A 23,171-nucleotide genomic window follows, 5' to 3' on the forward strand; every position below is an offset into this window, starting at 1 on the left:
ACCGGTGACGTCGGGAGGCCGGTCCGCGGACGAGCCCCGTCAGGAGCTCGTGGGCGCGCGGATGCGCCAGTTCCGCAAGGAACGCGGGATGACACTGCGCGGCCTGTCGGCCGGTTCCGGCCTGTCGATCGGGTTCCTCTCCCAGGTGGAGCGCGGGATCTCCACCATCGGGCTGGTCGCGCTGAACAGCGTCGCGGCGGCGCTGGACCGGGGCGTCGCCGAGTTCTTCGACGACTCCCCCGGCCACCAGCCCGGACGGGACGCCGAGCGGCTGCCGGAGCATTTCACCCTCACCCGGGCCCAGACGGCGGCGACCGAGTACGTGTCGGGGGCCCAGACGTACCGGATGCTGTCCTCGCGCGGGCCCAGCCTGGTGCTGGAGCCGCTGCTGGTGCACATCGCGCCGGGCGGGCGGCGGGAGCCGGCGTACGGGCACTCCGGGGAGGAGTTCGCCTACGTGCTGAGCGGGGAGTTGCTGTACGAGGTGGACGGGGTGGAGCACCGGCTCCACCCCGGCGACAGCGTCCACCTGCGCTCGACGGTGCCGCACAGCATGTACAACGACACCGACGAGGTGACGACGGTGGTGTCCGTCGTGACGCCCAGGCTGTTCTAGACGCTCAGATCAGGGTCCTGGCCGACCACAGCTCCGGGAAGATCTCGCGGCGCAGCGACCGCTCCAGCCAGCTCGCGCCGCTCGACCCTCCGGTGCCCGTCTTCGCGCCCATCGCGCGGCGGACCACCATGAGGTGGAGGGTGCGCCACCGCATGAACCCCTCGGCGACGTCGGTCAGCGCCTCGGCGAGCTCCCAGAGGTGGTCGCCGGCGCCGCGCTCGGCGTACACACGGGCCCAGGCCTGCTCGACCAGGGGCTCGGGCTGGTACGGCTGAGCCGGGTCGCGCGCCAGGGTGGTGGCGGGGATCTCGTAGCCGAGCCGGGCCAGCACGGACAGGGCGACGTCGTACAGGCTGGGCGCGCGCAGCGCCGCCAGCAGCTCGCCGTGGGCCTCGGGATTGCCGCGGTGCACCCGCGCCAGGGACTCGGACTTGTCGCCGAGCAGGAACTCGACCTCGCGGTAGAGCGCCGACTGGAACCCGGAGCCCTCGCCGAGCGCCGGCCGGAAGGCGTTGAACTGGCGCGGCGTGAGGCGGTTCAGCGGGCGCCAGGCGGTGTTGACCACCTCCAGGTAGGCCGCCGCGCGGGCGATGGCGGCGGTCGCCGGGGGCAGGTCGGGGGTGCCGAGCAGGCGGGCGGCCAGACGCAGTTCGGTGCGCACCAGGCCGAAGTAGAGCTCCATCACCTGAGTGGTCACCAGGAAGGCGGGCTCCTCGGGCGCGTCGGTGCGCGCGCCCGGCAGCGCGCGCAGGGTGTCCGTGCCGACGTACTCGTCGTACGGCGTGGCTTGCGCGAAGCTCAGATTGGGGGTCACCATCGCTTCCTCCTCGTTCACCTCAATGTTCACCGAAGACGAACTGTGATGAAATGGCATGTCGAAGGCGTTGGGACGGGGAGACTTTCCGTTCTCAAAGCAGGACCGCGGGTTCGCCTTCACCGCTGCCGAGAGTGATGGGTGGGTGCCGTGGACGCGATGGACTGGGCGATCCTTACCGAGCTGCAGGCCGACGCCCGGCTCTCTTTCAGCGAGCTGTCCCGGCGGGTGCACCTGTCCTCCCCCGCCGTGGCCGAGCGGGTGCGGCGGCTGGAGGAGACCGGGGTGATCGAGGGCTACCACGCGCACGTCGACCTGGGGCGGGCCGGGCGTACGGTGCGGGCGCTCATCAGGATGTCCTGTTACGGGGCGCGCTGCGTGCTGCGCCACGAGGAGGCGCTGGAGCAGCCGGAGATCGTGCAGGTGTACCGGGTCACCGGTGACACGTGCTGCCTGCTGGTGGTCGCGCTGGCGTCGATGGCGGACTTCGAAGGGCTGATCGACCGGCTGGCTCAGTACGGGCGGCCGTCGAGCACGATGGTGCTGTCCAGCCCCGTGCGGTGGCGGCCGGTCACGGAGCTGCCCTGAGCCTCGCGGCGATCAGCTCGGCGGTGGCGTCCCAGATGGGGGCGGCCGGGTCGATCACGTCGAAGTGGTCGCCGGGGCGTTCCAGGTAGGTGACGTCGTCGTCCGTCCCCGCGGCGGCGTACCGGCGGTTGAAGTCCACCAGGTCCGGGTCGTCCTGGGCGCCCTGCACGACGAGCTGCGGGCCGCCCAGCGGGAGACGGGCCAGCGGGCTGGATCTGGCGTACTCCTCCGGGATCTCGGTGCTGCGGCCGCCCAGCGCCATGGCGGTCGCGCCGCCGCTGAGGTCGCGCAGGTCGCATTCCACCAGGTCAAGCAGCCCGGCGAGGGAGACGGCCAGCGCGGGGGCCGGGCGTCCCGACTGCCACAGGTCGGCGGCCAGGCGCAGCGCGAGCTGACCGCCGGCGGAGTGGCCGATCACGGCGACGCGGGCGGGGTCGAGGTCCGAACGGTCACCGAGCGGCCGGTCGGGGTCCGGCAGGGTGCTGAGCGCCGTGTAAGCGGCGGCGACGTCGGACACGGTCGCGGCCCAGCCGTGCCTGTCCGGGCGGCGGTACTCCACGTTCCACGCGGCGAATCCGCGGGCGGCCAGGTCGGCGGCGAGGGCGTCCATGAGGTCGGCGGCCCAGATGGACCGGTAGAAGCCGCCGTGCAGCAGCATCGCCACGGGGGCGGGCCGCGTCCCCGGCAGGTGGAGCTCGCCGTACTGGTCGGGGTGCGGGCCGTAGGGGACGCGGCGGGGCCGGGCCGCCGCGCGGTGCACGACGTGCCGGATGGCCCAGGTCAGGCCCTGTGCGCCGCGCCCGTACAGGTGGGTGGCGCCGCCGGCCGGGTGCGGGCCGGTCACCCCCAGGTCCAGCCAGACCAGCCGCGACGCGTACGGCCTGGGCGGATCCATCAGGCCGCGCACCTCAGGATCGGCGCCGGGCAGCGCGACCACCAGTCCGTCCGCTCCGGCGGCGTCCAGGGCGACCTGGAAGGACGGCGTGTCCGGCGGCGAGACCACCCGCCCGGCGACCCCGAGCGCCGCGAACTCGCGCCCGGCCAGCTCCCCGAGCAGCCCGAGATCCGCGACGAGCCCGGGGGCGGTGAGCACGGTAACAGTCGTCATGACGTCGCGGACCTCCCCATCGTGACAGCCGTCATCGCGCCGCCACGCCCGGCGTCGGCACGGCCTCGTGGTGGTCTGATCGTGTCGCCGCGCCCGGCGTCGGCACGACCCCGTGGTGGTCTCATCGCGTCGCGGGCCTCAGCATGGGGACGACCTCCGCCCCGATCAGGGAGACGCCCTGATCGTCGGTGAGGCCGTGCGGGGTGCCGAACTCGACGCGGTGGACGCCCGCGTCGATCAGGCGCTGTGCCTGGGCTGCCACCTGGTCGGGTGTGCCGGAGAACGCGAACAGGTCCAGCAGGTCGTCCGGGATGAGCCCGGCCGCCTCGTCGTGGCGTCCCGCCGCGGTCTCGGTCTTGACCCGTGCCAGCAGGTCGGCGGGGACGTTCGCGGTGGGGTCCAGGTCGGCCACGACGGCGAGGTACATCGCCACCTCACGCCGGGCTTTCGCGCGCGCGGCGGCGCCGTCGGCGGCCACGACGGTGACCGCGCCGAGCACGATGCCGACGTCGTCGGCGGACCGCCCGGCCTGTTCGGCCCCCGGACGCAACCGCTCCCTGATCACCGGCACCATCGCCGGGTTGGCGCTGCCGCCCACCTTGATCTCGTCGGCGAGACGTCCCGCGAGCGCCGCGCCGCGAGCGCCCCAGGCGCCGATCAGCAGCGGCGGGCGGGGACGCTGTACGGGGTAGCGCAGCGCGGTGCCGGGCGCCAGCGTGAACACCTCGCCGGAGAAGCCGGAGGTGTCGCCGCCGAGCAGCCGGTACACGACCTCGGCGCACTCGGCCAGCGCGGTCAGCGGGCGCGGCTGCGCCAGCCCCACCTCGCCCAGCCAGGTGCCGCGGGCCAGGCCCAGGTAGGCCCGCCCGCCGGAGGCCAGGTCGAGCGCGGCGAGCTGACCCGCGATCTCGTACGGGGCCATCGAGTAGGGGTTGAGGCAGGCCGTGCCCAGGCGCACCCGGGAGGTGGCGGCGGCCATCTCCAGCAGCGGGAAGATGGGCGGCTGGTACATCAGGTCGCCGAACACCGACACCACGTCGATGCCGTGCTCCTCGGCGATGCGGGCCAGCCGGGCGTAGTCGCCCGGGCGCTTGTCGCTCTGCAGGCCGATGCCGATCTCGTAGCCGCGGCTCATGTGAGGTCCGCCGAGTTCATCGGGCGGCGCCGGACGCGCTCCAGCCGCATGGTGAGCCGCTCCTCCGGGTCCGGGCAGCAGAACAGGGTGTCGCGTTCCAGCCAGTCCCCCGGGCCGAGGTCGCGCTGTTTGGCGGCCAGGAAGGGCAGGACGGCGGCCAGGGCCCAGACGCAGAAGTGGCGGCCGTCGGGGATCCGCAGGTGGGCGCTGTTCTCCAGCTCGAAGTAGTCGCCGACGGCCATGCCGCAGACCGAGCGGCCCTCGATCGTGTCGACGGTGACCCGCAGGTCGTAGAGCTCCATGTCGGTGTCGCCGGTGGTCATGCTCCCTCACTCAGCAGCTCGGCGTGATGGTGGGCGATCAGCCAGCGGCCGCGCGTGTGCCGGAGCACGTCGGTGACCCTGGTGTGCTGGGCGGGGGCGCCGTGCGGCTCGGCCACCAGGACGTACCGGGCCACGCCCACCTCTCCCCAGACGTCGATGCGCTTGTCGCGGGCGGTCAGCGTGTCCATGACCGGCCGGCGGCCGGCGCCGTCCCGGGCGTCGCGGTAGGCGTCCAGCTCGGCGCGGGTGCGCAGGGGGCCCGGCAGGTGGGTCTCCCAGGTGGTCACGTCGGGGTGCAGGTGGCCGTCGAAGCGGGCGCGGTCGCCGGCGACGAACGCGGCGTACATGTCGTCGATGGCGGCGGCGATGTCCGCCGCGGCGTCCAGGGTCACGGTGTCTTCCTTCCAGAGGTCGGGGGGCCGGTCCGCACGACGCGGCCGCCCTTCATCACCCAGTGGACGCCCCGGTACGCGGACGCCGCGGCCAGGGGGTTCTCGTCCATCGCGATCAGGTCGGCGTACCGGCCGGGTTCCACGGTGCCGATGTCGGCCTCGGCGCGGAGCCAGCGGGCGGGGCCCAGGGTGGCGGCGTGGAGCGCGCGGGCCGGGCCGATCACCTCGGCCATGTGCTCCAGCTCGCGCACGGTCGCGTTGGTGCCCTCGAACGACCAGAACGGCGGCATGTCGCTGCCTAGCAGCACCTCCACCCCGGCGGCCACCGCGGTGGCGAAGCTGTCCAGGTGGGCGGGGCCGGCGCCGAGCGAGCGGCACTGCATCCACTCCGGCACGCCCAGCTCGTCGAAGAACCCCTTGCACCGGGTGACCAGCAGGGTGGGCACCAGCGCGGTGCCGCGGGCGGCCATCCGGGCGGCCACCTCGGGGGTGAGCTGGTAGCCGTGCTCCACGCAGTCCAGGCCGAGCTCCACGGCCTGGGCGATCACGGCGGCGGGGCCGGCGTGCGCGGTGACCCTGCGGCCCCAGGCGTGCGCGGTCTCGATCACCGCCGCCATCTCGTCGGCGAACAGCTGGGGCGTGTCGATCGACTCGTGCTGTCCCGCGATGCCGCCGGAGATCATCACCTTGATGAGGTCGGCGCCTGCCTTGAGCTGGGCGCGGGTGCCGCGCCTGAAGCCGTCGACGCCGTCGCACTCCAGGGTGTCGGTGCCCTCGTGGCCGTGCCCGCCGGTGCAGACCAGGGCGCGCCCGGCGGTGAACATGCGGGGTCCGGGCACCCGGCCGGCCTCGATCGCGCGCCGGAGCGCGAAGTCGGCGTGGTCCTTCTCGGCCACGCACCGCACGGTGGTGACGCCGCAGTCGAGGGTGCGGCGGGCGCCGTCGGCCATGTAGAGGGCCAGCTCGTGCGGGTTCAGGTCCTTGACCTGGTCACCGCCGGCGCCGGGGAGGGACAGGGACAGGTGGGTGTGCATGTTGACCAGGCCGGGCGTGACGTACGCGCCGCCGAGGTCGACGCGGTCCACGTCCGTCCGGTCCGCCACCTCGGCCAGGATCTCCTGCCGGGTGCCCACGGCCGCGATGCGGTCGTCCCGTACGAGGATCCCGGCGTCCTCGACAGGGCTCGCCCCGTCGGCCACCCGGCCGTCGGCCACGGTGCAGCCGGTGATCACGACCGTGTTCATCGCATCTCCTTGAGCATGGAGCCCTCCGCCATCGGGGGTGGGGAAGGCTTGAGCATGGAGCCCTCTGCCGTCGGGCGTGGGGAGGGCTTGAGCATGGAGCCCCCTGCCGTCGGGCGTGGGGAGGGCTTGAGCATGGAGCCCTCAACCGTCGGGGGTGAGGAGGGCTTGAGCATGGAGCCCCCCGCCGTCGGGGGCGGGGAGGGCTTGAGCGTGGAGCCGCCCGCAGTCGGGGGTGGGGAGGGAACGGGGAGCGGCGCCGCTACGCCGTAGACGTCGCGGGCGGCTTCCGCTGAGACGTAGCCCTCGGCGACGTCTCGGTGGACCGCCTCGGGATCGCGATCGCGCGGGTCGCCGTGGCCGCCGCCGCCCGCTGTCAGCAGCGTCACGCGGTCTCCTGGCTGGACCGTGACCCGTTTGGTGCTGACCCGCGCCTCACGGTCGGTGCCGGGGAACACGATCACCTGGTTCGGGTCCGGCTCCAGCCCGCCCATCAGGGCCCATGGCCGCGACCGCGTCTTCTTGATCACCGACAGGAACTCGCCCGGCGTGGTGAAACGGATGTCGCGCCGCAGGCCCACGCCACCCCGGTGACGGCCCGCGCCGCCCGAGTCCGTACGCATCTCCAGGCGTTCGAAGAACATCCCGGTACGCGCCTCCAGCACCTCGACCGGCGTGTTGCGGGCCTGTGTCTGGGCCAGGTGGTTGGCGGGGCCGATGCCGTCGTGGTCCGGGGTGCCGCCCCAGCCGACGGCGTCGTTGTTGCTGACGGCGAACATCCGGCCGGTGTCGGGATGCGTACCGACCATCATGAAGCCGGGCACGTCACCCCCGGACGAGGCCGGCAACCGCTCCGGCATGCCCTGCGCCAGCGCCTTGTAGATCAGCTCCAGCGCGACCGTGCCCGTCCACTGGGTGAACGTGGCCGCGGGATAGGTGGCGTGGAACAGGGTGCCTGGCTCGGCACGTACCTCCAGCGGCGCGAAGTGGCCCGCGTTGGTCTCCTCCCACGGGGTGGTGATGGCCTTGAACGCGACCCGGCAGGTGGCGATGGTGGCGCCCAGGGGGAGGTTCACCGGCCCGGGCGTCATCGCGGCCGAGCCGTCGAAGTCGACGGTGAAGCGTCCGTCGGCGATCGTGACCGTGACCCGCATCTTGACCGGGTCCTCGGTGATGCCGTCGTCATCCAGCCAGTCCTCGGCCGTCCACGTGCCCTGAGGCAGCGCGGCGACGGCGTCGGCGGCCGAACGGGCAGCGGCCTCGACGGCCCTGTCCACGGCGGCGGTCACCAGGGGCGTGCCGTAGCGGGCGTGCACGTCGGCGAGGCGGCGTTCGCCGGTGCGCAGGGCGGCCACCTGGGCGTGCAGGTCACCGATGACCAGGTCCGGCATCCGCGAGTTGAACCGGATCAGCTCATGGATCTCCCGCACAAGCTCACCCCGGGAGAACACCTTCGTACCCGGAAAAATCAACCCTTCCTGATGCATGTCCGTCGAATCCAGGACATAGCCCGGGTCCTTGGCGCCCAGATCCATCCAGTGCGCCCGCACGCACACGAAGCCCAGCAGCCCGGGGTCCCCGTACACCGGGGCGAACAGGGTCGCGTCGTAGGAGTGGGCCGCGTTCCAGTACGGGTAGTTCAGCAGCACCACGTCACCGGGCAGCAGGTTCTCCCGCCCCACGTACTCCACGCCCTTGCGGATGGAGTAGTCGTTCGCGCCGAGGAACCGGCTCAGCCCGGTGGCCTCGGCGACCAGCCTCAGGTCCGGGTCGTAGACCGAGATCCCGTAGTCGCGCACCTCGTAGATGACGGGGTTGAACGAGGTCCGCTCCAGGGTGGCCCGCATCTCCTCGGCCACCGCGACCAGATGACAGCGCACGACCTCCGCCGTCGCCCCGTCCAGCGCGATGCCAGAAACCCCGGCACCAGACCGCGCAGGCCCGGACACCCCGCCGTCCGACCGCGCGGATCCGGGCGTCGCGGGGTCCGGCCATGCGTGGCCGGACGCCGCGAGATCCGGCCGCGCATGGCCGGGCGTCGTGAGGTCCGGCCGCGTGGGATCCGACACCCCGGCATCCGGCCGCGCAGGACCGAGCGTCGCGGGGTCCGGCCGCGCATGGCCGGGCGTCGTGAGGTCCGGCCGCGTGGGATCCGACACCCCGGCGTCCGGCCGCGCAGGACCGAGCGTCGCGGGGTCCGGCCGCGCGGGGCCAGGCGTCGCGGGATTCGGCCGTGCGGGGCTGGGCGTGGTGGGGTCAGCCATCGTCCACGCCGTAGATTTCGCGGGCGGCTTCCGCTGAGACGTAGCCCTCGGCGACGTCTCGGCGGACCGCCTCGGGATCGCGATCGCGGGGGTCGCCGTGGCCGCCGCCGCCCGCTGTCAGCAGCGTCACGCGGTCCCCCGGCTCGACCTTGACCCGTTTGGTGCTCACCCGGGCCTCACGATCCGTGCCGGGGAACACGATCACCTGGTTCGGGTCCGGCTCCAGCCCGCCCTCCAGCGCCCACGGACGCGAACGCGTCTTCTTGATCACCGACAGGAACTCGCCCGGCGTGGTGAAGCGGATCTCGCGCCGCAGGCCCACTCCGCCCCGGTGACGGCCCGCGCCGCCCGAGTCCGTACGCATCTCCAGGCGTTCGAAGAACATCCCGGTACGCGCCTCCAGCACCTCGATCGGGGTGCTCCGCCCGGCGCTGCCGGAGACGTGGGTCGCGGCGTTCATGCCGTCGTGGTCCGGCGTGGCGCCCCAGCCGACCAGGTCGTTGTTGCTGACGGCGAACATCTGACCCGTGTCGGGATGCGTACCGACCATCATGAAACCGGGCACGTCACCCCCGGACGACGCGGGCACCCGGTCCGGCATGCCCTGCGCCAGCGCCTTGAGGATGAGCTCCACCGCCACGATGCCGGTCCAGAGCGTGAACGTGGGCTGCGGGTAGACGGCGTGGAACAGCGTCCCCGGCTCGGCGCGGACCTCCAGGGGCACCGTCGTGCCGTGGTTGGACGGCTCGTCGGGCGAGGTCAGCGACTTGAGTATGACCTTGCAGAGCGCGACCGTGGCGCCGAACGGCATGTTGATCGGGCCCGGCGTGGCCGGGGCGGAGCCGTCGAAGTCGACCGTGAAGCGCCCGTCGGCGATCGTGACCGTGACCCGCATCTTGACCGGGTCCTCGGTGATGCCGTCGTCGTCGACCCAGTCCTCGGCCGTCCACGTGCCCTGGGGCAGCGCCGCGAGGGCGGCGCGGGTGCGGGCCTCGCCGTCCTCGACCATGCGCTGGACGGCCGCGTCCACGGTGGGGCGGCCGAACTTGTCCAGGATCTCCAGCAGGCGGCGCTCGCCGGTGCGCAGAGCGGCCACCTGGGCGTGCAGGTCGCCGATGACCAGATCCGGCATCCGCGAGTTGAACCGGATCAGCTCATGGATCTCCCGGACAGGCTCACCCCGGGAGAACACCTTCGTACCCGGAAAAATCAACCCTTCCTGGTGCATGTCCGTCGAATCCAGGACATAGCCCGGATCCTTGGCGCCCAGATCCATCCAGTGCGCCCGCACGCACAGGAACCCGACCAGCGTGCCGTCGGCCTCCGGGTCCGCGGGATCCGGCTGGAACACCGGGGCGAACAGGGTCGCGTCGTAGGAGTGGGCCGCGTTCCAGTACGGGTAGTTGAGCAGCACGATGTCGCCGCGGTGCAGGTTCTCCCTGCCCACGTACTCCACGCCCTTGGCCAGCGAGAAGTCGTTCGCCCCGAGGAAGAACGTCAGCCCGGTGGCCTCGGCCACCAGCCGCAGGTCCGCGTCGTACATGGACAGCCCGAAGTCGTGCACCTCGTAGATCACCGGGTTGAACGAGGTGCGGATCAGGGTGGCCCGCATCTCCTCGGCCGCGGCCAGCAGGTAGCTGCGGACCACCTCGGCCGTCGCGCCGTCCAGCCGCACGTTCGCCTCGCTCATGCCCGAGCCTCCGGAGTGAGAGTGACCAGCAGATGACCGAAGGGGTCCACCTGGACGCGCTGCCCGGAGTGCACGACCGTGGTGGAGGTGCCCTCGTCGATCAGGGCGGGACCCTCCAGTGCGTCGCCCGGCTCCAGCTTGGCCCGGTCGTACACGGCGAACTCCGTCACCGCCCGCGTCCCGAAGTCGTAGGCGTCCCGCCGGCCGGTGCGGGCGCGGCCGGGGTCGCCGTCGCCGGGGGCGTGCCGGGGCAGCTCCGGCTTCTCGATGCGCCCGATGCCGCGCACCCGCAGGTTCAGGATCTGCAGCTGGTTGTCCATGACGTGCCCGTACCGGGCGTGGTGCAGCTCCTCGAACGCGGCCCGTACCACGTCGGGGCGCAGGTCGCGGCCGACGGGGACCGTCAGCGAGTGCTCCTGGCCGAGATAGCGCACCTCCATGGCGCGTTCCAGCACGGCCTGCCCGGCGGGGATGCCCTGCGCGGCGAGCGAGGCCGCCGCCTCGGTCGCGGCCTCGGCGAACACCGACTCCAGCGCGGCCAGGTCGGCGTCCTCCAGGGTGACCATGACGGTACGCGACACGTCGTCCACGATGTCGGCCGCCAGCATGCCCCACGCGGAGAACCCGGACGGCGCGAACGGGACGATCACCTCGGGGATGCCCATCTCGCGGGCGAGGAGCGGCGCCAGCAGCGGCCCGGCGCCGCCGAACGCCAGCAGCGAGAAGACCCGGGGATCATGGCCCCGCTCGACCGTGATCTGCCGGACCGCGCCGACCGTCCTGGCCAGCAGCACGTCGAAGATCCCGGCCGCGGCGGCCTCGACGCCGAGCCCGAGCGGCTCGGCGATCTGCTCGCGCAGCGCGTCCCTGGCCGCCTCGTCGTGCAGGCGCATGTCGCCGCCGAGGAAGCGGTCCGGGTCGACGTAGCCGAGGGTCACGGCGGCGTCGGTGACCGTGGGCCGGGTGCCGCCGCGGCCGTAGCAGACCGGGCCGGGGTCGGCGCCGGCGCTCTGCGGGCCGACCTTGAGCAGGCCGCGGTCCAGGTGGGCGACCGAGCCGCCGCCCGCGCCGATGGTGCGGATGTCGTAGGCGGGGATGAGCAGCGGGAAGTGCTCCAGCTTCGCCTCATAAGCCGCCACCGCCGCGCCCCGCTCGATCACGCAGGTGTCCAGCGACGTGCCGCCGATGTCGAAGGTCAGCAGGTTGTCGCGGCCGAGCGCGGCGGCGACGTGCGCGGCTCCGACGATGCCGCCGGCCGGGCCGGACAGCACGGTGTGCATGGGCGAGGTCTTGGCCACCCCCGAGGTCATCGAACCGCCGCCGGACCGCATGATCAGGAACCGGCCGTCGAAGCCGTCCTCGGCCAGGCCCGCCTCCAGGCGGTCGACGTAACGCTCGAAGATGGGGCGGATGTAGGCGTCCAGGACGGTGGTGCTGGTCCGCTCGTACTCGCGGTACTCGCGCACGATGTCCGTCGACACCGACACGGTGACCTGCGGGTACGCCTCGCGGATGAGCCGCGCGGCCTGCTTCTCGTGCTCGGGGTTGAGGTAGGAGTGCAGGAAGCAGACCGCGATCGTCCGGACCCCCTGCTCCTCCACCAGGATCCGGGCGGCCTCCCGCACGTCGTCCGGGTCCAGGTCCTCCACGACGCGGCCCTTGTAGTCGAGCCGCCCCCGCACCCCGATCGTGGCGGCGCGCCGGACCAGGCTCTCCGGGCGCTGGTACTGGAAGTCGTACATGTGGTCCGAGGGCACGTTGCCCCGGCCCAGCAGGAAGACGTCGCGGAAGCCCTCGTTGGCGATGATCCCGGTGGTCTCGCCGCGCCGCTCCAGCACCGCGTTCAGCCCGAGCGTGGTGCCGTGGATGAACAGCTCCACCTCGCGCAGGTCGGTGCCGAGCAGTTCGACGACGGTGAGCACGCCCTCCCAGGGGCGGGCCGGGGTCGTCGGCGCCTTGCGGAAGCGGACCGCGTGGGTGCGCGTGTCCAGCTCCATGGCGTCGACGAAGGTGCCGCCGATGTCGACGGCCAGCCTGATCGCGGGCATGGGATGTGTCACCTCTCTGGTCCTTCGAGATCGGGAAGCGCGCCGGCGCGGCGGCAGGCCACGCGGGCGCGGCCCAGGGTCCGCAGCTCCTGCTCCTCGGTGCGGCAGGCGTCCTCCGCGAACGGGCAGCGCGGCGCGAGCGCGCAGCCGCCGCCCGCGGCGGCCTCCTCCGGGTCCTTGGTCAGGCGCACCCGGCCGGTCTCCTCCTCGCCGTCCAGCGAGGGCACGGCGGCCAGGAGCGCCATCGTGTACGGATGCCGCGGCCGGGCGAAGACCTCCTCGACCGGGCCCTCCTCGACGATCCGGCCCAGGTAGAGCACCACGACCCGGTCGCAGAAGCCGCGCACGGTGGCCAGGTCGTGCGAGATGAACACCGAGCCGCGGCCCCGCTCGGCCGTCACCTCGCCGATCACCTTCAGGATCTGCGCCTGTACGGTCACGTCCAGCGCGGACGTGGGCTCGTCGAAGACGATCAGGTCGGGCTCACCGGCCAGCGCCCTGGCGATGCCGACGCGCTGCGCCTGGCCGCCGGACAGCTCGTGCGGGCGGCGCTCGGCGTACGTCCCGTCCAGGCCCATGCGCTCCAGCACCGCCGCGACCCGCCGGGCCCGTTCGGGCGCCTTGACCCCGGCGGCGCGCAGGGGCTCGGCCACCGCGTCGGCGACGGTGCGGCGCGGGCTGAGCGAGCCGATCGGGTCCTGGAACACGAGCTGGGCGCGGCAGCGCAGGGCGCGCAGCTCCCGCCCGCGCAGACGTGACGGCTCCTGCCCGGCCAGCGTGACCACTCCCCGCGACGGGGTGATCATGCCGAGCATGAGCCGGGCCAGCGTGCTCTTCCCACTCCCGCTCTCGCCGACCACGCCCACGGTCTCCCCCGCCCGCACAGTCAGACTGACCCCACGCAGCGCATGGTGCCCCCCCGCCCCGAACCGGCTCCCGTACACCACATGCGCATCCTCAACCCGCACAACCTCATCACCGGAACCGGCGGAAGGGACGGATTCGCCGGACTCGCCGGACTCGGCAGACACCCCCGCACCTACGGGCCGCGCACGGTCGGCGGGATCGGCGCAGTCGGCGGAACCTGCGGCCTGCCCGGCCTGCCCGGCCTCCCCGGCCTCCCTGGCCTCCCCGGATTCCCCGGACTCGGCGGGGTGGGGGGTTGGGGTGGGGAGGGTGGGGACGGCCGCGAGGAGGGTGCGGGTGTAGGGGGCGGCTGGGGTGGTCAGGATGGCGGTGGTGGGGCCGTGTTCGACGATCGCGCCCGCGTTCAGGACGACGAGGCGGTCGCAGATGCGCGCGATGGACGCGAGGTCGTGGGAGATGAGGAGCACGCCGCGGCCCTCCTCGTCGGCCGCCTCGCGGAACCGGAGCAGGATCTCGCGGGTGAGGGTGACGTCCAGGCCGGTGGTGGGCTCGTCGGCGATGAGCAGCCCGGGGGCGCAGCCGGTGGCGAGGGAGATCATGACGCGCTGCGCCTGGCCGCCGGAGAGCTCGTGCGGGTAGCTGCCGAACCGCCGGGCCGCCGCGCGGATGCCGACGCTCTCGAACAGGTCCACCGCCGCCGAGCGCGCCTGGGAGGCGTCCATGCCCTGGTGGGTCACCAGGCGGTCGGTGAGCTGGCGGCCGATGACGCGGGTCGGGCTGAGCGCGCCGCGCGGGTTCTGGAAGCAGATCGCCGCGCCCGCGCCGCGGTGCGCCGCCAGCGCCGCGGCGTCCATCGTCAGCACGTCCCGATCCTCGAAGAGGACCTGGCCGGTGGCGCGGGCGCCGTCCGGCAGGAGCCCCACGACCGATCTGGCGATCATGCTCTTGCCGCCGCCGCTCTCCCCCACCAGCCCGACGACCTCGCCGCGCGCGACCGTGAGGTCCACGCCGGCGAGTGCCTGTACGGAACCGATGGCGACCTTCAGGTCCCGGATGTCGAGCAGGGTCATCGGGTGACCCCCGCGCGTTCCTGCAGCCCTTCGCCGAGGAGGCTGAACCCGAGGACGCTGACCAGCAGGAGCAGGCCGGGCGGCACCGAGGTCCACCAGCGCCCGGCGACCACGTCCGCCGAGCCGAGACTGATCATGGCCCCCCACTCCGCCGTCGGCACGGTGACGCCGAGACCCAGGAAGGACAGCCCCGCCAGGGTGAGCATGGCCCAGCCGCAGTTCAGCGGCGCGATGACGCGTACCGGGGTGAGGCTGTTGGGCAGCACGTGCCGCCAGAGGGTGCCCAGGCCGGACGATCCCGACGTCCTGGACGCCTCCACGAACGGCAGTTCCCGCACCGTGCGCACCTCGGCCCGGACGAGACGGGCGTACGCGGGCGCGTTGACCAGGGCGATCACCAGGATCAGCTCGGGCACGCCGCCCCCGAGCAGGGCGGCGACCGCCAGCGCCAGGATGAACGCCGGGAACGCCTGGAACACGTCCAGGATCCGCATCAGCACGTCGTCGACCAGCCCGCCGCGGTACCCGGCGACGATCCCGAGCAGCGTGCCGAGCACCACGGCCAGGGCGACCGACGCGACGGCGACGCCCAGGTCCAGGCGGCCCGCATGCAGCACCCGGCTGAGGATGTCCATGCCGTTGACGTCGGTCCCCAGCGGGTGCGCCCCGCCGGGCGGGGCCAGCGAGGCCGCCGCGTCGATCTCCTCGGGTCCCCAGCGGACCAGCAGCGGCCCGATCAGCACGGCGAGCACGACCAGCCCAAGGATCACCGACCCGGTCCGGATCAGCGTGGTGGCGAAGCCGCGGTCCGCGGCGGCGGCGCGCGGCGGGCCGGCCTCCCCCGCCGTGGTCAGGTCGGCCATCAGATCCTCACTCTCGGGTCGAGGACGGCGTGCACCACGTCCGCGATCAGGAAGATCAGCGTGTAGCACAGCGCGATCACCACGACCGACGCCTGCACCACCGGGTAGTCCCGGAACAGCAGCCCGCGCAGCGCCCACTGCCCGAAGCCCTGCCAGGAGAAGACGTACTCCACCAGCACCGTCGACCCGATCGCGAACCCGAACACCAGCGCCGCCAGCGCGGGCAGCCGCACCAGGGCGGCGCGGGCGAGATAGCCGCGCAGCAGCGTGCGCTCCGGCAGGCCGTGCGCGGCGGCCGCCCGGTAGGCCTCCGAGCCCAGCACCTCCAGCGCCGAGGCGCGCACGCTGCGCATCAGCGGCGCCACGATGACGACGACCATGGTCGCCACCGGCAGCACCAGGTGGCCGGCGGCCGACGCGAACGCCGGGCCGTTGCCGGTGAGCACCGCGTCCAGCAGGTCCGCGCCGGTGATCAGCGACAGGTTCGTGTCCGGGTCGACCCGGCCGCTGGGCGCCGGCACCCAGCCGAGGCCGCTGTACACGACCAGGATGAGCACCAGGCCGAGCCAGAACTCCGGCAGCGAGTTGCCCACCAGGGCCAGCACCCGCAGCGTGTGGTCACCGGCGCGGCCCGCGCGGCGCGCGGACCAGATGCCGAGCACGGTGGCCAGCACCGTCGCGATCGTCACGGCGATCACGACGAGCTCCAGCGTGGGCCCGAGGCGGACGGCCATCTCGCCCATCACCGACTGGCCGCTCTGGATGGACAGGCCCAGGTCACCGGTGAACAGCCCGCCCAGGTAGTCCACGAACTGCTGCCACATCGGCTGGTCCAGCCCGTAACGGGCACGCGCCGCCGCCGCGTCGGCCTCCGTGGCGTTGGGGCCGAGGATCGTCCGGATCGGATCGCCGGGCAGCACGCGGACCAGCACGAACGTCACCACGACGACGCCGAGGAGGACGGGCACGGCCTGCAGCAGGCGCCGTGCGGTGAATCGGGCGATCCGCACAGTTATGCCTTGGTCAGGTAACGCAGGCGGGCCAGGCCGTCCATCGGCTGGACCCAGCCGGCGACCTCCTCGCGCACCGGGAGGGTGAAGTTCGGCTGGCAGATGATCGCCCACGGCACGTCGGCCGCGAGGATCTCCTGCACCCGGGCCCACAGCTTGAGCCGCTCGGCCTCCTCCACCGTGGTGTGCGACTGCTCGAAGATCTTCTCGATCTCGTCGTTGACGTAGTTGGAGTAGTTCAGGTTGGCGCCCTTGGTGAAGCTGGTGCCGAGCATGTACTCGACGTCGTTGACCCACAGCTGCCCGGCGGTGAGCTGCAGCGGGATGCTCTTCTTCTCGCGGCGCTCGCCGAGGGTCGCCGGGTCCAGCGGGGCGAGCTTCAGCTCGATGCCGGCCTTCTTGGCCTCGCTCTGCACCAGCACGGCGATCTGCTGCTGCTCGGCGTTGTCGGCCTCGAAGACGAGCTCGGAGCTGATCGACGGCTTGCCTGCCTCGGCCAGCAGGGCCTTCGCCTTGTCCAGGTCGTAGGCGTAGGGGTAGCCGGTCTCGGCGTAACCCGGCATGTCCAGCGGCACCAGGCTCTTGGCCGGGCGGGCGTCGCCGCCGTACACGTTGCTGATGATCTGCTCGTACGGAACCGCGCAGGCCAGCGCCTGGCGCACCTTGACGTCGTCGAACGGCGCGGTGGCGACCGACATCTGGATGGCCACCTGGTTGTTGCTCGGCGCGGAGATCACCTTGATGCCCTGGGCGTCCTTCAGGTCGGCGACGTCGCGGCGGCTCATCCCGAGGGCGATGTCCACGTCGCCCGCCTCCAGCTGCAGGCGCTGGGTGGCGGCGGCCGAGACCACGGTGAGGCGGATGGTGCTCAGCTTGGCCGGGTCCTCGCCGGGGTAGCCGGTGTTGGCGCTGAGCTCGATCTCCTGGCCCTGGACCGCCTTGGAGACCTCGAAGTAGCCGCCGGTCGGCGGGTTCTTGGCGAACCACTCCTTGGCCCAGGGGTCGGCGTCGGTGGCGTGCTTCTTGGCCTCGGCGGAGTCGAAGACGTACAGGGAGATGGCCTGGATCTGCCGGGTGAGCGCGCTGGGGAACGCCTGGTGGAACTCCACCGTGTAGTCGTCGACCACCTTGACCTGGTCGGCCTCGGTGAGCCCGATCAGCCGGTAGACGCCCGCGACGTTGGCCTTGGCGGCGAACGCCCGGTCCTTGGACCACTTGACGTCGGCCGCGGTCATCTCGTTGCCGCTGGCGAACTTGACGCCCTTGCGCAGCTTCAGCGTCCAGACCTTGTTGTCGGCGTCCGGCTCGAACGACTCGGCGAAGGTGGGGGCGATGCTCTCGGTGTCGAGGATCTGCGCCCCGCCGACGTCCTTCACGCCGTAGTCGATCATGTAGGGGAAGACGTTCTTGAACAGCATGAGCGCGGTGAGGTCGAACCCCACGAAGTCCTGGTCCCAGCTGCTGACGTAGCCGCCCACCGCGATGCGCAGCGCGCCGCCCTCCCCGCCGGACGCGGCCCCCGACGGCTGCGGCTGCTCGCCCCCCTTGGTCCCGGCGGCGCACCCGGCGGCGAGCAGCAGCGCCACGCCGCCGCCGAGCCGCAGCGCCGACCTGCGCGACATCGGCAGCGAGCCGGCGGCGACCGCACGTGAGAATCCGGCCATGGGGGTCCTCCTGGGGGACACGGAAGAGACGACGTGTTCAGTCAGGCCTTCCGTTCACTGAACGCTCCCGCGTGCCAGTTCACCGGTCAGAGTCCTGTCTATCTCTGACGTTGTACCGGTAACCGGGCATTAAGGACAAGGACGTTCAGATAATTTCACCAGAGGGAAACATCCGGCCGGGCAGGCCGAGACGGGTGAGCGCCGCCGCCACCAGCTCGTCCGGTGACAGCGCCACGTCCAGCACCATCCCGGACTCGTCCGGATCGAGGTGCTCCAGGATCTGCTGCTGCGAGTCGAGCAGGCTGGCCGCCATGTAGTGGCCGGTGCGGCGGGTCATCCGGTCCCTGATCAGCTCCGGGGCCCCGTCGAGGTGGACGAACTCCACGTCCGGCGGGCCCTGCCGCAGGACGTCGCGGTAGGCGCGCTTGAGCGCCGAGCACGCCAGGACGGTGGAGACGCCTTCGGCGTGCCGGTCGGCCATCCAGGAGGCCAGGTCGCGCAGCCACGGCCAGCGGTCCGCGTCGTCCAGCGGGACGCCGGCGCGCATCCGGGCCACGTTCGCCTCCGAGTGGAACTCGTCCGCCTCGGCGAACCGCAGCCCGGTCGCCTCGCTGATGCCGCGGGCCACGGTCGTCTTGCCCGCGCCCGACACGCCCATGACCACGATGTGCCGGGTGGGCGGACGGTCACCAGTCATGGACGGTGCCGTCCTTGAGCCGGTTGAACGGCAGGTAGGCCGCCTGGTACGGGAAGCGCGCCGCCGCCTCCTCGTCGAGCTCCACGCCGATCCCCGGCAGCTCGCCGGGATGCAGGTAGCCGTTGGTGAAGCTGAACGACTGCCGGAACACCTCGTCGGTGGCCGCGCCGTGCCGCATGTACTCCTGGATGCCGAAGTTGTGGATCGCCAGGTCCAGGTGGAGTGCGGCGGCCATGCCGACCGGCGAGATGTCGGTCGGGCCGTGGATGCCGGACTTGATCTGGTACTGGGCGGCGTAGTCGAGGAGCTTGCGCATGGCGGTGATCCCGCCGGTGTGGGTGACGGCGGAGCGGACGTAGTCGATGAGCTGCTCGCGGATCAGGGTCTGGTAGTCCCACACGGTGTTGAAGACCTCGCCGATGGCCAGCGGGATGGTGGTGTGCTGCCGGACCAGGCGCAGCGCCTCCTGGTTCTCCGCCGGGGTGCAGTCTTCCAGCCAGAACAGGTCGTACGGTTCGAGGTCCTTGCCGAGCCTGGCCGCCTGGATGGGGGTCATCCGGTGGTGCCCGTCGTGCAGCAGCGGCAGCTCGGGGCCGAACTCGTTCCGCACCGCCTCGAAGACGCCGGGCAGGTGGCGCAGGTAGGCGCGGGTGTCCCAGTCCTCCTCGGCGGGCAGCGGGGTGCGCTGGGCCGGCTCGTAGTCGTACCGCTTGCCGTCGATGCTCGGCTGGGCGGCGACGCCGTACACCGCGTCGACCCCCGGCACGGAGGTCTGCACCCGGATCGACCGGTACCCCAGCTCCAGGTGCAGGCGGATCGAGTCGAACAGCTCCGGCAGGTCGCGGCCCGAGGCGTGCCCGTACGCCATGATCCCGTTCCGGGAGGCTCCGCCGAGCAGCTGGTAGAGCGGCATCCCGGCGGCCTTGGCCTTGATGTCCCAGAGCGCCACGTCCACGGCGGCGATGGCGGCCATGGTGACGGGGCCGCGCCGCCAGTACGCCGAGCGGTAGAGGAACTGCCAGGTGTCCTCGATGCGGTGCGGGTCCCGGCCGATCAGCAGGGGGGCGACGTGGTCGGCCAGGTACGACGCGACCGCCAGCTCCCGCCCGTTGAGTGTGCCGTCGCCCAGCCCGGTGATCCCGTCATCCGTCGTGATCTTGAGGGTGACGAAGTTGCGGTCGGGGCTGGTGACGATGACGTCCGCTGCGGTGATCTTCACGTGGATGCCTTTCTCAACGAGGGGTCACGACGTCGCGGCCAGGAAGGCGCGGGCCCGCTCGCGCAGGGCGTCCAGGTCGCCGCCGGACGCCGCGTCGCCGACCAGCGGCCCCCCGACGCCGGCCGCGATCGCGCCGGCGGCGAGGAAGCCGGGCAGCTCGGCCAGGCCGACGCCGCCCACCGCGACGAACGGGAGGTGCGGGAACGGGTCGCGCAGCGCCTTCAGGTAGGCCGGGCCGCCCAGCGAGGCGGGGAAGAGCTTGACCGCGGCGGCGCCCATCCGCGTCGCGGTGTACGCCTCGGTCGGGGTGAGCGCTCCGGCGGCGACCGGGAGCCCTCGCCTGGCCGCCGCGCCGATGGAGTCGACGACGGCCGGGGTGACGACGAACTGCGCGCCGGCGGCGGCCACGTCGGCGACGTCCGCCTCGGTGAGCACGGTGCCGGCGCCGACCAGCGTGCCGGCCGGCGCGGCGGCCCGGATGGCCGCGATGGCGTCGAGCGCGCCGGGGGTGGTCAGGGCCACCTCCAGCACGCGGACGCCCTCGTCGAGCAGCGCGGTCCCGGCGGCGACGGCGGCCGCCCCGCCGGAGCCGCGGATGATCGCCAGCAGCCGGGTGGCGGCCAGGGTGGCGGTGAAGTCGGATGTCATGGTCACCATTCCGCGTAGGAGCCGTCCCGGTGCCGCCAGACGGGGCTGCGCCAGGCGTGTGCCCGCTTGCCGGCCGAGCGCACGGCCTGCTCGTCGACCTCGATGCCCAGGCCGGGCCCGGTGAGCCGCTCGACGTACCCGTCGATGAAGGTCAGCGGGGTCTTGTCCACGCAGTAGTCCAGCATGTCGGCGCCCAGGTTGTAGTGGATGCCGAGGCTCTGCTCCTGGATCAGGTAGTTGGGCGTGGCGAAGCCGACCTGCAGGCAGGCCGCGAGGGCGATCGGGCCGAGCGGGCAGTGCGGGGCGAGCTGCACGTCGTACACCTCGGCGAGCGCGGCGATCTTGCGCACCTCGGTGATGCCGCCGGCGTGCGAGAGGTCCGGCTGGGCGACCGCGATGCCGGCCTGGAGGACGGGCAGGAACTCCTGCCTGCTGTAGAGCCGCTCCCCCGTCGAGACGGGGATGGTGGTCGAGCGGACGAACTCGCCGATGAGGTGCGAGTTCTCCGGTACGACCGGCTCCTCCAGGAACAGCGGCCGGTACGGCTCCAGCAGCGGCGCCACCCGGCGGGCGCTGGCGAGGGTGAACCGCCCGTGCAGGTCGACGGCGACGTCACGGTGGTCGCCGAGCACCTCGCGGGCGGCGGCCACCCGGGCGACCACGCCGTTCAGCTCGGCGACCGACGCGACCGGGCTCATCCTGCCCGAGGCGTTCATCTTCACCGCGGTGAGCCCGGCCTCGACCTGGGCGGCGACGTGGTCGCGGACCTCGCCCGGCTCGTCGCCGCCGACCCAGCCGTACACCCGGATCCGGTCCCGTACCGGCCCGCCGAGCAGCTGGTGCACCGGGGCGCCGAAGTGCTTGCCGGCGATGTCCCAGAGCGCCTGGTCGAGGCCCGCCACGGCGCTGGCCAGGATCGGGCCGCCGCGGTAGAACGAGCCCTTGGTCAGCACCTGCCAGTGGTCCTCGATCCGCAGCGCGTCCTTGCCGATCAGCAGCTCCGCGAGCTGGTCCACGGCGGCCCTGACGGTCTCGGAACGCCCCTCGCAGGTGGCCTCGCCCCAGCCGACGATCCCGGAGCCGGTCTCCACCCGGACGAACAGCCAGCGGGGGGCGACGAGGAAGGTCTCGACGCGCGCGATGGTCGTCATCGGCTCAGCCCTTCGTCGCGCCGGCGGTGAGGCCGGAGACCACGTACTTCTGCACGAACAGGGCGATCACCATGATCGGCAGGGTGACCACGGTGGTCGCGGCCATCAGGCCGCCCCAGTCGATGCTGGCGTACCCGACGAAGTCGAAGATCGCGACGGGCAGCGTCTTGGTGTCGGCGTCGGAGAGCACGAGCGCGAACATGAAGTTGTTCCAGGAGAAGATGAAGGACAGGATCCCGGCGGTCGCGATGCCCGGCACCGACAGCGGCAGCGTGATGCGGCGGAACGCGCCGATGTGGGTCAGCCCGTCGACCAGCGCCGCCTCCTCCAGCTCCGTGGGCAGGCTGTCGAAGTAGCCCATCATGATGTAGACCACCAGCGGCAGCGACACGAACATGTGGCTGATGATCAGCACCTCGTAGCCGCCGACCATCCGCAGGTTGGAGAAGACGTAGTACCAGGGCACCAGGAGCGAGACGCCGGGGATGATCCGGGCCATCAGCACCACCAGCGCGGACTTGCGCATGTTGAACCGGCTCATCGAGTAGGCGGCCGGCAGCCCGAGGATCAGCGACGCCACCGTGGCGGCGAACGCCACCCAGAGGCTGTTGACGATGAACGTGACGTAGTTCGCCTGCTGGAGCACCTTGCCGAAGTTGTCCAGGGTGGGCGAGAACACCAGGGCCTTGCCCGGGTCGTAGATGTCGACGTTGGTCTTGAACGCCGCGGCGACCATCCAGACCAGCGGCGCCACCAGGGCGAGCACCACGACGGTGAGCGCCGCCACCCGGAACACCCGGTACGCGAGACTGGGCCTCATCGCCGCGCCTCCTTGCGCCGGGCGGTCAGGGCCCACATCGCCCCGATGATGATCAGGAAGAACAGGATGAGGACGGTGGAGGAGACCCCGTACTCGTTGTAGTCGAAGCTGAGCCCGTAGGCGTACACGTTCAGGGTCTCCACCTCGTGGAACGAGCCGCCCCCGCGGCCCTTGGTGGCGTAGAGGATGTCGAAGGTCTTCAGCGCGTCGATGCCGCGCAGCAGGATCGCCACGGTCACCGTGGGCATCAGCAGCGGCAGGGTGACGTGCCGGAACCGCTGCCAGGTGCTGGCGCCGTCGATCCTGGCCGCCTCCTGCGGCTCCTCCGACAGCGAGGTGAGCCCGGCGAGCAGGATAAGCACCACCATCGGCGTCCACTGCCACACGTCGATGAAGATCGTGGTGGGCAGGGCGGTGTGCTCGCCGGCGAGCCACGGCTGCGGCCCGATGCCGATCCAGCCGAGCACCTGGTTGGCCATGCCGATGTTCGGGTCGAAGATGAGCCGCCACATCATGCCGACCGCGACCGGGGTGGCGACGAGCGGCAGCAGGATCGCGACCCGCACCCACTTCTGCCCCTTGAACGGCCGCCAGAGCAGCAGCGCGATCGCCATCCCGAGGACCATCTCGAACAGCAGCGCGACGCCGGTGAACGTGGCGGTCCGGCCGACGGCGGGCCAGAACCTGGTGGTGTCGGAGAGCACGTCGAGGTAGTTCTGGAAGCCGACGAACTCGCTCTCGGCGCGGACCGATCCCTCGGCGTCGGTGAGGCTGAGGTACCCGGTCCAGGCCAGGGGGAACACGAGCAGCGCGGCGACGAAGGTCATCGCGGGCGCGGCGAACAGCCACTTGCGGTGGTCGTTGACCCAGCGCACCCAGCCGGGCGTGCCGGTGGCGCCGCTCGGCGCCTTGCTGGTGATCGTTGCCATGAGGTCTCCAGGGG

Annotated in this window: 21 protein-coding genes; 2 read left to right on the top strand and 19 right to left on the bottom strand. The window is 72.4% G+C overall.

Annotated elements, in window-relative coordinates; all coding sequences use genetic code 11:
- Nucleotides 1-4 precede the first annotated feature (4 nt).
- Complete coding sequence (locus ACIBF7_RS21000; RefSeq protein ID WP_271276375.1) at nt 5-616, top strand: helix-turn-helix domain-containing protein; 612 nt, start codon at nt 5-7, stop codon at nt 614-616.
- Between the two features lie 4 nt (nt 617-620).
- On the opposite strand, the gene ACIBF7_RS21005 is transcribed toward ACIBF7_RS21000, so the two are convergent.
- A complete protein-coding gene (locus ACIBF7_RS21005; RefSeq protein WP_364234917.1) occupies nt 621-1,433 on the bottom strand; it encodes a tryptophan 2,3-dioxygenase family protein in 813 nt (270 codons plus the stop codon).
- Nucleotides 1,434-1,589: 156 nt separating this feature from the next.
- Here ACIBF7_RS21005 and ACIBF7_RS21010 point away from each other — a divergent pair, with 156 nt between their 5' ends.
- Nucleotides 1,590-2,018 (top strand): Lrp/AsnC family transcriptional regulator, encoded by a 429-nt coding sequence (locus tag ACIBF7_RS21010; protein ID WP_219546296.1) that lies wholly within the window; start codon nt 1,590-1,592, stop codon nt 2,016-2,018.
- Here the strand turns inward: ACIBF7_RS21010 and ACIBF7_RS21015 are convergent.
- The 18 genes from ACIBF7_RS21015 to ACIBF7_RS21100 form a co-directional block, all read right to left on the bottom strand.
- On the bottom strand, nt 2,002-3,126 hold the full coding sequence (locus tag ACIBF7_RS21015) for an alpha/beta hydrolase (protein ID WP_364234914.1): 1,125 nt from the start codon (nt 3,124-3,126) through the stop codon (nt 2,002-2,004). The genes ACIBF7_RS21010 and ACIBF7_RS21015 overlap by 17 nt on opposite strands.
- Before the next feature lie 121 nt (nt 3,127-3,247).
- Nucleotides 3,248-4,261 (bottom strand): LLM class flavin-dependent oxidoreductase, encoded by a 1,014-nt coding sequence (locus ACIBF7_RS21020; RefSeq protein ID WP_397197887.1) that lies wholly within the window; start codon nt 4,259-4,261, stop codon nt 3,248-3,250.
- Complete coding sequence (locus tag ACIBF7_RS21025) at nt 4,258-4,584, bottom strand: TIGR04076 family protein (protein WP_148033081.1); 327 nt, start codon at nt 4,582-4,584, stop codon at nt 4,258-4,260. Before ACIBF7_RS21025 ends, ACIBF7_RS21020 begins: the two co-directional genes overlap by 4 nt.
- Nucleotides 4,581-4,976 (bottom strand): nuclear transport factor 2 family protein, encoded by a 396-nt coding sequence (locus ACIBF7_RS21030; RefSeq protein WP_219546257.1) that lies wholly within the window; start codon nt 4,974-4,976, stop codon nt 4,581-4,583. The genes ACIBF7_RS21025 and ACIBF7_RS21030 overlap by 4 nt, the downstream gene beginning before the upstream one ends.
- On the bottom strand, nt 4,973-6,220 hold the full coding sequence (locus ACIBF7_RS21035) for an amidohydrolase family protein (protein WP_271276379.1): 1,248 nt from the start codon (nt 6,218-6,220) through the stop codon (nt 4,973-4,975). Before ACIBF7_RS21035 ends, ACIBF7_RS21030 begins: the two co-directional genes overlap by 4 nt.
- Nucleotides 6,217-8,481, bottom strand: a complete 2,265-nt coding sequence (locus ACIBF7_RS21040; protein ID WP_397197888.1) for a hydantoinase B/oxoprolinase family protein — start codon at nt 8,479-8,481, stop codon at nt 6,217-6,219. The genes ACIBF7_RS21035 and ACIBF7_RS21040 overlap by 4 nt, the downstream gene beginning before the upstream one ends.
- Complete coding sequence (locus tag ACIBF7_RS21045) at nt 8,474-10,171, bottom strand: hydantoinase B/oxoprolinase family protein (protein WP_364234907.1); 1,698 nt, start codon at nt 10,169-10,171, stop codon at nt 8,474-8,476. The genes ACIBF7_RS21040 and ACIBF7_RS21045 overlap by 8 nt, the downstream gene beginning before the upstream one ends.
- Nucleotides 10,168-12,219 (bottom strand): hydantoinase/oxoprolinase family protein, encoded by a 2,052-nt coding sequence (locus tag ACIBF7_RS21050; protein WP_397197889.1) that lies wholly within the window; start codon nt 12,217-12,219, stop codon nt 10,168-10,170. Before ACIBF7_RS21050 ends, ACIBF7_RS21045 begins: the two co-directional genes overlap by 4 nt.
- Before the next feature lie 8 nt (nt 12,220-12,227).
- Entirely contained in the window at nt 12,228-14,156 is a 1,929-nt protein-coding gene (locus tag ACIBF7_RS21055) for an ABC transporter ATP-binding protein (RefSeq protein WP_271276383.1), read from the bottom strand.
- A complete protein-coding gene (locus ACIBF7_RS21060) occupies nt 14,153-15,019 on the bottom strand; it encodes an ABC transporter permease (RefSeq protein WP_219546262.1) in 867 nt (288 codons plus the stop codon). Before ACIBF7_RS21060 ends, ACIBF7_RS21055 begins: the two co-directional genes overlap by 4 nt.
- Nucleotides 15,019-16,029 carry an ABC transporter permease gene (locus tag ACIBF7_RS21065; RefSeq protein WP_364234897.1) on the bottom strand — a complete coding sequence of 337 codons (1,011 nt, stop codon included), beginning with the start codon at nt 16,027-16,029 and terminating at the stop codon, nt 15,019-15,021. The genes ACIBF7_RS21060 and ACIBF7_RS21065 overlap by 1 nt, the downstream gene beginning before the upstream one ends.
- 2 nt (nt 16,030-16,031) lie before the next feature.
- Nucleotides 16,032-17,693, bottom strand: a complete 1,662-nt coding sequence (locus tag ACIBF7_RS21070; protein WP_397197890.1) for an ABC transporter substrate-binding protein — start codon at nt 17,691-17,693, stop codon at nt 16,032-16,034.
- A gap of 145 nt (nt 17,694-17,838) precedes the next feature.
- The gene (locus tag ACIBF7_RS21075; protein ID WP_271276385.1) at nt 17,839-18,390 is read right to left on the bottom strand and encodes a gluconokinase; all 552 of its coding nucleotides are present in this window, start codon (nt 18,388-18,390) and stop codon (nt 17,839-17,841) included.
- A complete protein-coding gene (gene manD, locus ACIBF7_RS21080; protein ID WP_271276386.1) occupies nt 18,380-19,609 on the bottom strand; it encodes a D-mannonate dehydratase ManD in 1,230 nt (409 codons plus the stop codon). Before manD ends, ACIBF7_RS21075 begins: the two co-directional genes overlap by 11 nt.
- Before the next feature lie 24 nt (nt 19,610-19,633).
- A complete protein-coding gene (locus ACIBF7_RS21085; protein WP_219546267.1) occupies nt 19,634-20,257 on the bottom strand; it encodes a bifunctional 4-hydroxy-2-oxoglutarate aldolase/2-dehydro-3-deoxy-phosphogluconate aldolase in 624 nt (207 codons plus the stop codon).
- Nucleotides 20,258-20,259: 2 nt separating this feature from the next.
- On the bottom strand, nt 20,260-21,408 hold the full coding sequence (gene dgoD / locus ACIBF7_RS21090; RefSeq protein WP_271276387.1) for a galactonate dehydratase: 1,149 nt from the start codon (nt 21,406-21,408) through the stop codon (nt 20,260-20,262).
- 4 nt (nt 21,409-21,412) lie between these two features.
- On the bottom strand, nt 21,413-22,228 hold the full coding sequence (locus ACIBF7_RS21095) for a carbohydrate ABC transporter permease (protein ID WP_148033094.1): 816 nt from the start codon (nt 22,226-22,228) through the stop codon (nt 21,413-21,415).
- The gene (locus tag ACIBF7_RS21100) at nt 22,225-23,157 is read right to left on the bottom strand and encodes a carbohydrate ABC transporter permease (protein ID WP_219546269.1); all 933 of its coding nucleotides are present in this window, start codon (nt 23,155-23,157) and stop codon (nt 22,225-22,227) included. The genes ACIBF7_RS21095 and ACIBF7_RS21100 overlap by 4 nt, the downstream gene beginning before the upstream one ends.
- Nucleotides 23,158-23,171 lie beyond the last annotated feature (14 nt).

The organism is Nonomuraea sp. NPDC050478, from assembly GCF_044458265.1.
GTDB lineage: Bacteria > Actinomycetota > Actinomycetes > Streptosporangiales > Streptosporangiaceae > Nonomuraea > Nonomuraea ferruginea.

Excerpts from the sequence above, each read along its gene's own strand:
- ACIBF7_RS21025 (WP_148033081.1), bottom strand. The coding sequence starts at position 4,584 with ATGACCACCGGCGACACCGACATGGAGCTCTACGACCTGCGGGTCACC.
- ACIBF7_RS21005 (WP_364234917.1), bottom strand. The coding sequence starts at position 1,433 with ATGGTGACCCCCAATCTGAGCTTCGCGCAAGCCACGCCGTACGACGAG.
- ACIBF7_RS21040 (WP_397197888.1), bottom strand. The coding sequence starts at position 8,481 with ATGGCTGACCCCACCACGCCCAGCCCCGCACGGCCGAATCCCGCGACG.
- ACIBF7_RS21050 (WP_397197889.1), bottom strand. The coding sequence starts at position 12,219 with ATGCCCGCGATCAGGCTGGCCGTCGACATCGGCGGCACCTTCGTCGAC.
- ACIBF7_RS21015 (WP_364234914.1), bottom strand. The coding sequence starts at position 3,126 with ATGACGACTGTTACCGTGCTCACCGCCCCCGGGCTCGTCGCGGATCTC.
- ACIBF7_RS21095 (WP_148033094.1), bottom strand. The coding sequence starts at position 22,228 with ATGAGGCCCAGTCTCGCGTACCGGGTGTTCCGGGTGGCGGCGCTCACC.
- ACIBF7_RS21060 (WP_219546262.1), bottom strand. The coding sequence starts at position 15,019 with ATGGCCGACCTGACCACGGCGGGGGAGGCCGGCCCGCCGCGCGCCGCC.
- ACIBF7_RS21055 (WP_271276383.1), bottom strand. The coding sequence starts at position 14,156 with ATGACCCTGCTCGACATCCGGGACCTGAAGGTCGCCATCGGTTCCGTA.
- dgoD (WP_271276387.1), bottom strand. The coding sequence starts at position 21,408 with ATGACGACCATCGCGCGCGTCGAGACCTTCCTCGTCGCCCCCCGCTGG.
- ACIBF7_RS21010 (WP_219546296.1), top strand. The coding sequence starts at position 1,590 with ATGGACTGGGCGATCCTTACCGAGCTGCAGGCCGACGCCCGGCTCTCT.
- ACIBF7_RS21100 (WP_219546269.1), bottom strand. The coding sequence starts at position 23,157 with ATGGCAACGATCACCAGCAAGGCGCCGAGCGGCGCCACCGGCACGCCC.
- ACIBF7_RS21070 (WP_397197890.1), bottom strand. The coding sequence starts at position 17,693 with ATGGCCGGATTCTCACGTGCGGTCGCCGCCGGCTCGCTGCCGATGTCG.
- ACIBF7_RS21035 (WP_271276379.1), bottom strand. The coding sequence starts at position 6,220 with ATGAACACGGTCGTGATCACCGGCTGCACCGTGGCCGACGGCCGGGTG.
- ACIBF7_RS21020 (WP_397197887.1), bottom strand. The coding sequence starts at position 4,261 with ATGAGCCGCGGCTACGAGATCGGCATCGGCCTGCAGAGCGACAAGCGC.
- ACIBF7_RS21045 (WP_364234907.1), bottom strand. The coding sequence starts at position 10,171 with ATGAGCGAGGCGAACGTGCGGCTGGACGGCGCGACGGCCGAGGTGGTC.
- ACIBF7_RS21075 (WP_271276385.1), bottom strand. The coding sequence starts at position 18,390 with ATGACTGGTGACCGTCCGCCCACCCGGCACATCGTGGTCATGGGCGTG.
- ACIBF7_RS21085 (WP_219546267.1), bottom strand. The coding sequence starts at position 20,257 with ATGACATCCGACTTCACCGCCACCCTGGCCGCCACCCGGCTGCTGGCG.